The 12,166-nt window shown below is 66.3% G+C and carries 11 protein-coding genes and 1 riboswitch; of the genes, 9 read left to right on the top strand and 2 right to left on the bottom strand.

Features of this window, described 5'->3' with window-relative positions; translation table 11 throughout:
- Window positions 1-9 precede the first annotated feature (9 nt).
- On the top strand, window positions 10-366 hold the full coding sequence (queD, locus tag G4G71_RS14205) for a 6-carboxytetrahydropterin synthase QueD (RefSeq protein ID WP_169938556.1): 357 nt from the start codon (window positions 10-12) through the stop codon (window positions 364-366).
- Between the two features lie 61 nt (window positions 367-427).
- Here queD and G4G71_RS14200 read toward each other — a convergent pair whose 3' ends face one another.
- Entirely contained in the window at window positions 428-2,788 is a 2,361-nt protein-coding gene (locus tag G4G71_RS14200) for a DNA polymerase II (protein ID WP_169938554.1), read from the bottom strand.
- A 151-nt stretch (window positions 2,789-2,939) separates the two neighbouring features.
- Between G4G71_RS14200 and mltA the strand changes: the two genes are divergently transcribed.
- Together mltA and G4G71_RS14190 are read left to right on the top strand one after the other, a co-directional pair.
- Window positions 2,940-4,091: a murein transglycosylase A gene (gene mltA, locus G4G71_RS14195; protein ID WP_169938551.1), complete on the top strand. Its 1,152-nt coding sequence runs from the start codon at window positions 2,940-2,942 to the stop codon at window positions 4,089-4,091.
- Window positions 4,092-4,275: 184 nt separating this feature from the next.
- The gene (locus G4G71_RS14190) at window positions 4,276-4,515 is read left to right on the top strand and encodes a hypothetical protein (protein WP_169938549.1); all 240 of its coding nucleotides are present in this window, start codon (window positions 4,276-4,278) and stop codon (window positions 4,513-4,515) included.
- Between the two features lie 5 nt (window positions 4,516-4,520).
- Here G4G71_RS14190 and qhpR read toward each other — a convergent pair whose 3' ends face one another.
- Window positions 4,521-5,477: an AraC-like transcriptional regulator QhpR gene (gene qhpR / locus G4G71_RS14185; protein WP_169938547.1), complete on the bottom strand. Its 957-nt coding sequence runs from the start codon at window positions 5,475-5,477 to the stop codon at window positions 4,521-4,523.
- A gap of 190 nt (window positions 5,478-5,667) precedes the next feature.
- Here qhpR and G4G71_RS14180 point away from each other — a divergent pair, with 190 nt between their 5' ends.
- The 6 genes from G4G71_RS14180 (at window position 5,668) to G4G71_RS14155 (ending at window position 12,129) form a co-directional block, all read left to right on the top strand.
- Window positions 5,668-6,594, top strand: coding sequence for a bile acid:sodium symporter family protein (locus tag G4G71_RS14180; RefSeq protein ID WP_169938545.1), 927 nt, complete (start codon window positions 5,668-5,670; stop codon window positions 6,592-6,594).
- Complete coding sequence (locus G4G71_RS14175) at window positions 6,591-7,334, top strand: sulfite exporter TauE/SafE family protein (RefSeq protein ID WP_169938543.1); 744 nt, start codon at window positions 6,591-6,593, stop codon at window positions 7,332-7,334. The genes G4G71_RS14180 and G4G71_RS14175 overlap by 4 nt, the downstream gene beginning before the upstream one ends.
- Window positions 7,331-9,124, top strand: coding sequence for an N-acyl-D-amino-acid deacylase family protein (locus G4G71_RS14170; RefSeq protein WP_169938541.1), 1,794 nt, complete (start codon window positions 7,331-7,333; stop codon window positions 9,122-9,124). The genes G4G71_RS14175 and G4G71_RS14170 overlap by 4 nt, the downstream gene beginning before the upstream one ends.
- 192 nt (window positions 9,125-9,316) lie before the next feature.
- Entirely contained in the window at window positions 9,317-9,457 is a 141-nt protein-coding gene (locus G4G71_RS14165; protein ID WP_169887160.1) for a hypothetical protein, read from the top strand.
- Between the two features lie 124 nt (window positions 9,458-9,581).
- The gene (locus G4G71_RS14160) at window positions 9,582-10,751 is read left to right on the top strand and encodes an MFS transporter (RefSeq protein ID WP_169938539.1); all 1,170 of its coding nucleotides are present in this window, start codon (window positions 9,582-9,584) and stop codon (window positions 10,749-10,751) included.
- Between the two features lie 223 nt (window positions 10,752-10,974).
- Window positions 10,975-11,077: riboswitch (guanidine-I (ykkC/yxkD leader) on the top strand.
- A gap of 44 nt (window positions 11,078-11,121) precedes the next feature.
- Entirely contained in the window at window positions 11,122-12,129 is a 1,008-nt protein-coding gene (locus G4G71_RS14155; protein WP_240964926.1) for an ABC transporter substrate-binding protein, read from the top strand.
- Window positions 12,130-12,166 lie beyond the last annotated feature (37 nt).

The following is a 12,166-nucleotide window of genomic DNA, read 5'->3' as shown; positions in this document are numbered from 1 at the left end:
GTGCACCACGTGGAATTGTTCAAAGAGTTCACCTTCGAATCCGCCCACCGCCTGCCCCACGTTCCCGCAGGGCACCAGTGCGGCCGCCTGCATGGCCACTCCTTCCGAGCTGCCATCTACATCGAGGGCGAGGTCGATCCGCATACCGGCTGGATTCGCGATTTCGCCGAGATCAAGCAGATCTTCAAGCCGATCTACGATCAGCTCGACCATAACTACCTGAATGACATCCCCGGCCTGGAAAACCCCACCAGCGAAAATCTCTGCCGCTGGATCTGGCAACAGCTCAAGCCGCTGCTGCCGGAGCTGTTCAAGGTGCGCGTGCACGAGACCTGCACCAGCGGTTGCGAATACCGCGGCGACTGATTCGCCTCGCAGGTACAGAAAAGGCCGGCATTCGCCGGCCTTTTTCGTTTCAGCTCTGGACTCAGAACAGGCCCATCTGCTTGTCGATCAGCCCACCGAAGTCGTCGTCCACGAACGGCAGGATGGCGTCGGCGATCGGCTGCAGCTGTCGGCTGACGTAGTGGTCGTAATCGATGGGCGAGCTGAGCGTTTCCAGCGGCTCAGGCCCGTTGACGGTGATGACGTAGCTGATCCAGCCACCGCGCTGGTACTGCCGCGGGCGCCCCTGGCGCTCGTTGTAGTCGTCGGCGATGCGCGCCGCGCGCACGTGGGGCGGCACGTTGCGTTCGTAGTCACCGAGCTGGCGGCGCAGGCGCTTGCGAAAAATCAGCAGCTCGTCCTGCTCGCCGGCGAGGGTCCGGTTCACGTAGTCGCGCACGTAATCGCGATACGGCTGACGCTGGAAGATGCGCAGGTAGAGTTCCTGCTGGAACTGCTGGGCCAGCGGCGACCAATCCGTGCGCACGGTTTCCAGGCCCTTGAAGACCATCTCGTCGCTGCCGTTCTCACGCCGCACCAGGCCGGCATAGCGCTTCTTGCTGCCCTCTTCCGCGCCACGGATGGTTGGCATCAGGAAGCGCCGGAAGTGCCGCTCGAACTGGATCTCCAGCGCGCACTCCAGACCGTACTCCTCGCGCAGGTGCTGCGCCCACCACTGGTTGACGTGGTGCACCAGATCGCGCCCGATCCGTGCTGCCTCTTCTTCGCCATGGGCACGGCCAAGCCAGACGAAAGTGGAGTCTGTGTCGCCGTAGATCACCCGATGTCCCTGACCTTCGATCAGCTCTCGGGTACGACGCATGATTTCGTGGCCGCGCATGGTGATCGATGATGCCAGGCGTGGGTCGAAGAAGCGGCAGCCGCTGGAGCCGAGCACGCCGTAGAAGGCGTTCATGATGATCTTCAGCGCCTGGGAAAGTGGCGCGTTGCCATCGCGCTTGGCGGCGTCGCGCCCCTGCCAGACGCGCTCGACGATGGCCGGCAGGCAATGCTGCGTGCGCGAAAAGCGCCCGCCACGGAAGCCGGGGATCGAGGCCTCGTCGGACGGCTCGCTCAGCCCTTCGACCAGCCCGACCGGGTCAATCAGGAAGGTGCGGATGATCGACGGATACAGGCTCTTGTAATCCAGCACCAGCACCGACTCGTAAAGCCCCGGCCGCGAATCCATGACGAATCCGCCAGGGCTCGCCTCCGGCGCCTTGCCACCGAGGTTCGGCGCGACGTAGCCCAACCGGTGCATCGGCGGCAGATACAGGTGGGTGAAGGCTGCCACCGAGCCGCCACTGCGGTCGGCCGGCAGCCCGGTGACACTGGCGCGCTCCAGCAGGAAGTCGAGGATGCGGGTCTTCTCGAAGATGCGCGTGACCAGCTCGCAGTCCTTGAGGTTGTATTTCGCCAGCGCCGGCTTGTCTTCGGCGAAACGGCGGTCGATCTCGGCCATGCGGTCGTAGGGGTTGTCGATGGACTTGCCTTCGCCCAGCAGGCTTTGCGAGACACTTTCCAGGCTGAACGAGGGGAAACTCCAGAACGCCGAGCGCAACGCTTCGATGCCGTCGATGATCAGCCGCCCGGCCGCCGCGGCAAAGAAGTGATTGGACGAGGCATGCTGCCGCCAGCCCATCTCGTCGCCGCCACGCCCCAGACGCAGCGGGACCTCCAGGCGCTTGGAGTGCTCCTGCAGGACGCGCAGGTCGAACTGCACAAGGTTCCAGCCGATGATCGCGTCGGGATCGTGCTCGGCCAGCCACTGGTTCAGGCGCTCCAGCAACTGCGCACGGCTCTCGCAGTATTCCAGTTCGAAATCGCGTTCGCCGTCGATGCCATTGGCGGGACCGAGCATGTACACCTGGCGCTGGCCACAGCCCTCCAGGGCAATGGAGTAAAGGTCGCCACGGATGTTGGTCTCGATGTCCAGCGAGGCCAGCTTCAGCCTTGGCCGATAATCCGGCGCGGGCCGCAGTTGCGCCGTGAGGATACTGCCGCCCTCGCCTGGCTCACCGTTGAAGGTCACCGGAGCGGTAATGAAGCGTTCCATCAGGTAGCGCTCGGGCGGACGAATGTCTGCCTCGAATACTTCGACGCCCGCCTCGCGCAGCTTCTTTTCAAGGTTCATCAACTGGCGGTGCTGCTGGCAGTACAAGCCCAGCACCGGACGCTGCTGGAAGTCGCGCAGGCCCAGCGGGCGCAGTTCGGCACCGCGCTCGCCGGCCAACAGCTTCTCGGCGCGGGCGCGCTGCTCGGCCGGCACGAAGGCCACCGAGGTCTGCGGCGGCAGCAGCACATGCCGGGGCCCTTCATCGGTGGCCAGCCAGAAGCCCACCTCGGTGCCTTCGGGCGTATCCCGCCAATGTCGGGTCAGGACGAAACCCTGCCTTGCCTCCACGCTCTAACCACCCGTCTGTCGAATCAGAACGTCATTCTACCGGTCCGGCCGCGGATTCGTTGCAAGGCGTGTAAATCCGACCGATGCGTTTGACGCACGCCCCGCGTCTGCCCAAGCTAGCGGGCTTTCGTTTGCCTGCCAGGACTCGCCCGTGACCGACTCGTCCCGCCACTGGACCCGCCCTCTCCTCGCCACCCTGTGTTTCGCCACCCTGCTTTCAGGCTGCGGCCTGTTCGGCAAAAAGCCCGAAGAAGCCCAGGCGCCCACCTATTCCAAGGCCGACTGGTCGGACCTGCCCCAGACCGCCGACACCGATGTGCTGCAAGGCTTCAGCGCCTGGCGCTCGGCCTGCGCGGTACGCCTGAAGAAGGATGACATCTGGGCCGCGACCTGCGCCGAAGCGGCGAGCGTGCCGGCTTCTGCCCCGGCGATCCGCCAATTCATGCAGGCCCGGTTGCAGCCCTACCAGCTGCGTTCCGGCGAAGGCAGCAGGAACGGCCTGATCACCGGCTACTACGAGCCCGTCTACCGTGGCAGCCAGCAGCGCGACGCCACGCACACCGTACCGGTCTATGGCGTGCCGAAAGACCTGATCACCGTCGCACTGGACAGCGTCTACCCGGAGCTGAAGGGCAAGCGCCTGCGCGGCAAGCTCGAAGGCAACACCCTGGTACCTTACGCTGACGCCGCCGGCATCCGCCGCGATGGGGTCAATGCGCCCGTACTGGCCTGGCTGCCTGACCCGATGGACCTGCAGTTCCTGCAGATCCAGGGCTCCGGCCGGGTGGAGCTCGCCTCCGGCCGCCAGTTGCGCCTGGGTTACGCCGACCAGAACGGTCGCCCGTACAAGCCGGTGGGCCGCTGGCTGGTGGAACAGGGCGAGCTGAGCAAGGAAGAAGTCAGCATGGCGCGCATCCGCGACTGGGCCCGCGCCCACCCGCAGCGCGTCGACGAACTGCTGGCAAGCAACCCCAGCTACGTGTTCTTCAGCCAGCGTCCGGACAGCAACGAAGCCCCGCGCGGTTCGCTGAACGTGCCGCTGACGCCCGGTTACAGCGTGGCCATCGATCGCAAGGTGATCCCACTGGGCAGCCTGATGTGGCTCTCCACCACCCGACCGGATGGCGCGCCTGTGGTACGCCCGGTCGCAGCGCAGGACACCGGCGGCGCCATTGTCGGCGAGGTGCGCGCGGACCTGTTCTGGGGCACCGGCGATGCCGCCGGGGAGCTCGCCGGGCACATGAAGCAGGACGGTCAGCTGTGGCTGCTCTGGCCCAAGGACAAGTCGCTGCCGGGCGCCTGAGCGAAACGGCGTATAACGTCGAACCCTGTACGCCCTACGAGCCTGGAATTTTCAGACAGAGGAAATTCCTACTCGTCCTACAGAGCTCCCTGAGTTCCCGACATCACCGCCAACCGGACAATGGTCGGCGAATCCAGGCACTCCCCTGGCTTCGCCGATCCTCAACCCGATCGCGGTGACCGCCATGAAGAAAAGCCAGCCTCCCCTCCGTTCACAGCGCCAGCACCGTGGTTGGCCGCTGGACTACGACGTACTCTGCTGGATTGGCGCTATCGCCCTGGTCCTGCTGTTCTTCGGCGTCGATCAGTTCTTCGTGTCGAAGCTGCCCGGCACCGGTGCCATCGAACACCCGCACAGCATTCCCCAACGCATCGACCTGCCCGCCGCCCATGCGCTGGCGTCGCTGGACCGCGACCGCCAGTAGGTGGCTCAGTTGCCCTGACGGAATTGCCCCGGCGTCATCCCGCTCCAGCGGCGGAAAGCCTTGGCGAAAGCACTCTCGTCGGAGAACCCCAGGCGCTCGGCCACCTCGCCCAGCCGCGAGGACTCGCGCAGCAGCTGTTCGGCCATGCCATGCAACACCTGTTCGCGCAGCAGCTTGAAGCTGGTGCCTTCCTCCGCCAGTTTGCGGTTGAGGTGGCGCCCACTGAGCTCCAGTTGCTCGGCGACCTTCTCCTTGCCCCAGCGTGGGTTCTGCCGCAGCAGCTGCTGCACGCGCGCGGCCAAACTCTGCGCGCCCAGACGTTCTAGCTGCGCGTCGGCCAGCGCACGCAGGTGCTCGCGCATCAGGGCGTTGGCCTGAATCAGCGGTACGTCGAGGTCGGCCACGGCAAAGCTCAGGGCATTCTCGGCACCCTCGAAGGTTACCGGGCATCCCAGCACCTCGACATACCGCGCCGGCTCGCCCCGTGCGACATGGCTCAGGGTCAGTCGCTGCGGCTTGACCCGGTCGCCGGTGATCCAGCGGGTCAGGTGCACCAGGCTGGCCAGAGCGGCCTCCACACGCTCCTCGCGGCGCACGGCGTAGCTCGGCCGATAAACCAGGCGGACCTGCGTCGCGTCCTGCTCGCGCTGGAACTCGCTGCCCTCGGCGATGATCGGGTAATACTCCAGCAAGGCGTCCAGCGCCTCACCATAGTGGTCACAGCTCATCAGCAGCGCGCCGACCATGTCCAGGTGCCCGACCTGCAGCGCACTGCCCAGGCGCAGGCCCAGCAACGGATCGCCCGAAGCGGCGCAGATGGCTTCCCAGAAGGCGTCCTGGCGCTGCAACGGAATGCGCGGCTCCAGGCTGGCCGCCTGCAGATCGGCAGGCACCGGCAGCCCCAGGCGCTCGGCGGCCTGCAGGATGCCCTGGGCGTAATGGACAGTAATGGTGTGCGGCATGGTCTCGAATTAACCGGCGAAGGTCCCGATTGAGCCGTTACCGGGCGGTAACGCTGCCCTATGCTTGCCAATTACAACGATAAATACAAACAAGAGTCGCCTTGCATGCCTAATCCCACCGGAGCCGCGCCCGTGCCGCCGGCTGCAGCCCGTTCGCCATTCCCCACTGTCCAGTTGCGGGAGAACGGCGATGCCTGAAGTCCATCTCGAGTTCTCCGGCGGTTCGATGATCGCGCTGAATGCCATCATCGCCCTGATGATGTTCGGCGTCTCGCTGGAACTGCGCCGTGACGATTTCGCCCGCATCCTGCGCCAGCCCAAGGCGCCGGTGATCGGCATGCTGGTGCAGTTCCTGCTGCTGCCGGCCGCCACCTGCCTGCTGACCATCGCCCTGCCCATCGACCCGGAACTGGCGCTGGGAATGATCCTGGTCGCCACCTGCCCCAGTGGCACCTTCTCCAACATCATGACCTGGATGGCGCGGGGCAACGTCGCCGTGTCGGCCAGCGTCACGGCGGTGTCTGGCCTCAGCGCGGGCATCTTCACGCCGCTGAACTTCGCCCTGTATGCCGGCATCAACCCGGCCACCCGCGACCGCCTCACACAGATCCACATCGACCCGCTGGAACTGGTCGGTGTGGTGCTACTGGTGCTGATCCTGCCGATGCTGCTGGGCATGGCCCTGGGCAAGCACAAGCCACAGCTCGCGCGGCGCCTTGAGAAGCCCATGCGGCAACTGTCGCTGCTGGTGATGCTGGGCTTCGTCGGCATGGCCTTCGCCAAGAACTTCCAGCAGTTCATGGCCTACTTCCACCTGTTCTTCTGGCTGGTGCTGCTGCTCAATGGCACGGCGCTGCTGCTGGGCTACACCTGCGCGCGGCTATGGAAACTGCCGGACGCCGACGTGCGCGCCGTCACCCTGGAAAGCGGCATCCACAACTCGGCGCTGGGCATGGCGCTGATCCTCACCTTCTTCCCGCAGGCCGGCGGCATGCTGCTGATCGCCGCATTCTGGGGCTGCTGGCAGCTGTTCTCCGGGCTGCTCCTGGCCCAATGGTGGGCGCGCCGCGAGCCGCGTGACAGCGGCGTCGCGGCAGTGAATGGGGCGGGCCGGTGAACGCACAGGCTTTCGCCCTCGGCGGCTTCATCCTGCTGGCCTACACCCTGGAAGCCATCACCGGCTTCGGCAGTGTGGTGATCGCCCTGTCGCTCGGCGCGCTGCTGCTGCCCATCGAGACGCTGCTGCCGATCCTGGTGCCGCTGAACATCGGCATGACCGGCTACCTGTGCTGGCGTCACCGGCGCCTGATCGATACCCGTCTGCTGCTGCGTACCGTGTTGCCGGGCATGCTGGTGGGCATGGTGATCGGCTACCTGTTGCTGCCGCATCTGGACCCGCAACCGCTCAAGCGCGGCCTGGGCGTGCTGATTCTCTGGTTCGCCGGCCGCGAACTGTGGCGCCTGCGCGCCAGTGCACCGGCACGCGGCCACACACCCAGCTGGGTGGTACGCCTGGCGACCGGGGCCGCCGGTGTCTGCCACGGACTTTTCGCCTCCGGCGGGCCGCTGCTGGTCTATGCGCTCTCTACTCGCCCACTGGACAAGACTCGCCTGCGCGCCACGCTGGTCTGCGTCTGGTTCACCCTCAACGGCCTGCTGACCCTGGCCTTCCTCCTCGACGGGCGCCTGCGCCCGGCGCTGCCGCAGGTGCTCGCCTACGCACCCTTGCTGCTGCTCGGCGTGTGGCTGGGCGAACGCCTGCACCACCGCTTCGAGGAACACCATTTCCGCCTCGCCATCCACTGCCTGCTGCTGGTCAGCGGCGTCCTGCTGCTGTCGCCCTGGAGTCTCCTGTGAGCTACGACATCATCATCAAGAACGGCCTGTACTTCGACGGCAGCGACGCCCCCGGCAGCCTGCGCCACGTCGGCATCAAGAATGGACGTATCGACACCCTGAGCGTCAGCCCGCTGGACGAAAGCGGCTGCGCGGAAGTCATCGACGCCAGCGGTCGCTGGGTCACCCCGGGCTTCCTGGAAATCCACTCGCACTACGACGCCGAGGCCATCGCCGCCCCGGCGCTGAAGGAATCGGTGCGCCACGGCGTAACCACCGTCTCCGTCGGTTCCTGCTCCATCAGCATGGTGCTGGGCGAGGCCGAGGACTGTTCCGACCTGTTCACCCGCGTGGAAGCCGTGCCGCGCGAGCAGGTGCTGCCGATCCTGCGCGACAAGCGTACCTGGAAGGACGCCAAGGGCTACCGCGCCTTCTATGACCAGCAACCGTTGGGGCCGAACCTCTGCTCCTTCCTCGGCCACTCCGAGCTGCGCGTCACGGTGATGGGCCTGGAGCGCGCCATCAGCGGCGCCAAGCCCACCGAAGCCGAACTGCAACGCATGGAAGAGCTGCTGGAGCAGGCGCTGGATGCCGGTTGCTTCGGCCTGTCGGTGATGACCACCCGCCTGGACAAGATGGACGGTGACCGCGCCTGGTCCAGCCCGCTGCCCTCCACCTTCGCCAGCTGGAAGGAATTCTCCCGCCTGTTCGCTGTACTGCGCCGGCGCAACGCGCTGATGCAGGGCGCGCCCAACGCGGTCACCAAGATCAACGTGTTCGCCTTCCTCTACCAGGCCCACGGCTGGTTCCGCCGGCCGCTGAAGTGCTCGATGCTCACCGCGCTGGACCTCAAGTCCCAGCCCTTCATGCACCGCATCACCCGCGCCTCCGGCTGGGTCGCCAACCGCCTGCTGCGCGGCCGCTACCGCTGGCAGACCCTGCCAGCGCCCTTCGTGGTGCGCATCGAGGGGCTGAACATGAACGGCTTCGAGGAGTTTGGCGCCGGCGAAGTGCTGCGCGACATCAAGGACCCGGAAGAGCTCTACACGCGCATCCAGGACCCGGCCTTCCGTGAACGCTTCAAGAAGGACATCAAGGCAACCCTCAGCCTAGGCCTGTGGCACCGCAACCTGTCCGACTGCTGGGTGCGCGAGTGCCCGGACACATCGATGGTCGGGCGCAATTTCGAGGACATCGGCCGCGAGCGCGGACTCGACCCGGTGGACGCCTTCTTCGAGCTGGCCGGTCAGTACCGCAACGAGCTCAAATGGACCACCTGCTACGGCAACCACCGCCCCGAGATCATGGGCAAGCTGCTGGCCAGCCCGTGGACCCAGCCGGGCTTCGCCGACTCCGGTGCGCACCTGGCCTCCCATGCGCAGTACAACTTCCCGCTGCGCATGCTCAAGTACGTGCGCGACGCCGAACTGGCCGGGCAGAGCTTCATGGATACCGGCCGGGCGGTGCACCGCCTGACCGGCGAGCTGGCGGATTTCGCCGGGATCGACGCCGGTTACATCCGCGTCGGCGACCGCGCCGACCTGGTGGTGGTCAACCCGGCCGGGCTGACCGACGAGCTGGATGAAGTCAGCGAGGCGCCCATGGAGGTCATCGGGCTGACGCGGCTGGTGAAGCGCAACGACGATGCGGTGGACGCCACTCTGATCAATGGCCGCGTGGCGTATCGGCGTGAAAGCGGCTTCCCCGAAGCGTTGGGCAAGGAGCGCGTGTTCGGCACCTTCCTGCCGGGGCGCGATGTGCTGACCCGGCCGCAGGAGGTGTCGGCAGGCAGCCCGGTTTACGGTCGGTAAGATCAGTGTCGCTGGTGGTTCGCGAGCAAGCTCGCTCCTACACGGAGCGCGTGCTCTTCGTAGGAGCGAGCTTGCTCGCGAACCCGATTGACGCCAGCCACACCGAATAACCGCGCGGCGGGCCGAGATTGACGCTCTGCCGCGCACGCTCTAGAGTGCGCGCTTTCCTACATCCTACGCTGCACCCGCATCATGACCCCGTTCTGCCGCTTCGCCGATTCGTCGCTCGCCCTCTTGCGGGAGCCTCCGCGCGTGCGCAAGGTCGATGCCGTGCTGAACCTGCGTCGCAGCGTCCTCTTCGCCTTCACCTTCTCCCCGCCTACCGGCCACTGAGCCGGATACCGCGCGCCTTCGCGCCGGTCATTCCGCATTTCGACTCCGCCCACCGGTGAATCCCGGCGGGCTCGTTTGCATTGGCACGCCCGCAGCTTGAGCGCCCGGGCAAGAGAAGGTTTCCATGAATACCCCGACTACCCTCAACAAGCCCCTGCTGGCGGTGCTGCTGTTCGCCGTTTCCATCGTCGGCCTGAGCCTGGGCGCCACCCTGCCGCTGGTGGCGCTGCGCTTGCTGGAGAACGGCGCCAGCGCGTTGCAGATCGGCATTCTCTCCGCCGTACCCGCCGCCGGCATGATCCTCGCCGCCACACTGGTCGACCGCGCCTGCCAGCTGATGAGCCGGCGCCGCCTTTATCTGCTGTGCTTCGTGCTGTCCACCGCCAGCACCGTCGCCATCGAATTCAGCAGCCATTCCCTGTGGCTGCTGGCTGCTGCGCGCCTGGCGCTGGGTGTCGGCATGGGCATCGCGATCATCCTCGGCGAGGCCTGGGTCAACGAACTGTGCGGCGAGCACAACCGCGGCACCATCGTGGCGCTGTACGCCACCAGCTTCACCGCCTTCCAGCTACTTGGCCCGACCCTGGTGGCGCTGCTCGGCGCACAGACGCCCTGGGTCGTGCTGCTGGTCAGCGCCGGGCACTTGATTGCGTTGGCCACCGTGACGCTCGCCATGCCCGAGGACGGCATCCACGAGCACGTCGAGGAGCCGCGCAGTTTCTCCCTCGCCGGCTTCCTGAGGGTGGCGCCAGCGCTGTGCATGGGCGTGCTGTTCTTCTCCTTCTTCGACAGCGTGGTGTTGTCGCTCTTCCCCGTGTACGCCTCCAGCCACGGCTATGCGGTGGGCATCGCTGCCTTCATGGCGACGGTGATCCTGCTGGGCGACATGCTCTTCCAGATGCCGCTGGGCTGGCTCTCCGACCGACTCGACCGCTCCAGCCTGCACCTGCTGTGCGGCGTGGCGGCCATGCTGATCGGCCTCGCCCTGCCCTGGCTGATCGGCCAGCCGGCGCTGCTATGGCCAGCGCTGATGGTGCTCGGCGCGGTGGCCGGTGGCGTCTACACCCTGGCGCTGGTGCTGATCGGCCAGCGCTTCCGCGGCCGCGACCTGGTTACCGCCAACGCCGCCGCCGGCATGCTCTGGGGCGTTGGCAGCCTGCTTGGCCCCCTGCTCAGCGGCAGCCTGATGGACCTCGGCCCGCAAGGCGTGCCGGTGGCACTGGCGCTGGCCGCCGGCCTGTTCGTCACCACCGCAGCCGCCTCGCTGCGCCGCGCCAGCGTGCGCACCGCCTGATGCCTCAATAGAAGGCAAGGCGCATCGACTTGGTGCCGCCGCGTGCAGCACCAATACCCGCTCCCCACCGGGAATTTCAGCTAAGCAATTGAAATCCCCAGTGGTTTTTCCGCTTCACGAAAACTGGCATTTCAATTGCTCTGTCCCCTGCAACGGGATGCATCGCCCACGGCAAGGTAGCCACCGGGTGAGCGAACGCAGCAAGGCACACACTGGAGTTGCACCACAGGCGAACTAGGGTTCCGGTCTCCGTGAGGGGATGTCTGGTCCGAGAGTTTTCCGGCCCTAGGGACAGGGCTACACGGCGGGAGAAAAGCCCGGGAGACGTGATGTCATCCCGTGCCGATTTCCAACCGTTAGGAGCAATGCCATGACCATGCCGCTTTCCCTGCGTTCCCTGCGCAAGACCCTGCTCGGTGCCTGTCTGGTTGCTGCCGCCGGGGTCGTGCCGCTGACTCTGCAAGCCGCCGAGAAGCTCAAGATCGGCACCGTCGTCTGGGCCGGTTACGCGCCCTTCTACGTCGCCGACAAGCTCGACCTCTACAAGCCCCACGGCCTCAAGGTGGAGCTGCAGTTCTTCAACGATCCCGCCCTGATCCCCACCGCCATGACCGGCGGCGCGCTGGATGGCGGCATGCTCACCTACGACCAGGTGGTCGGCGGCGTCGCCAAGGGCCAGCCGTACCGCGTGGTGATGCCCATCGACTTCTCCAACGGCGGCGACGCCATCGTCGCGGACAAGTCGATCAAGTCGGTCGCCGACTTCAAGGGCAAGAAGATCGGCTTCAACCCGCTCTCGCCGTCCGACTTCCTGCTCGCCTACGCGCTCAAGAGCCACGGCCTGAGCGACAAGGACGTCAGCCCGGTGAACATGACGCCCGAAGGCATCCCCGGCGCCATGGCCTCGGGCAGCCTGCCAGTGGGCGTGACCTACGAACCCAACGTCTCGCAGATCCTCGGCATGCCGGGCGACAAGTTCCACGTCGTGTATTCGTCGAAAGACGCACCGGGCCTGATCACCGACGTGCTGGTGTTCAACCAGGCGGTGATCGGCAAACGCCAGAAAGCGATCAGCGCGATGATCCAGGGCTACGCCGACGGCCTGGCCTACATGAAGGCGCACCCGGACGAGTCCGCCGAAATCATCGGCAAGGTGCTGGGCGTCAGCGCCGCCGAGGCCAAGGAGCAGATGGCCGGGGTCTACAACATCCCGCTGGCGGAGATGGGCAAGAACTTCGAGAAGTCCGACGCCACCAGCTCCTTCTTCGGCAGCGGCGCGGTGATCGCCCAACTGCTCAAGGACAACAGCCAGATCCCGGCGATCCCCGACCTCGCCCAGACCTTCGACGCGCAATTCGTCCAGGCCCTCGCCCAGTAAGACGCTCAGCCACCGCTCCCGCCAGGACGGCGGGAGC

Source organism: Pseudomonas multiresinivorans, assembly GCF_012971725.1.
In the GTDB taxonomy this organism is placed as follows: domain Bacteria; phylum Pseudomonadota; class Gammaproteobacteria; order Pseudomonadales; family Pseudomonadaceae; genus Pseudomonas; species Pseudomonas multiresinivorans.
This window is presented reverse-complemented; position numbering and strand designations above follow the sequence as displayed.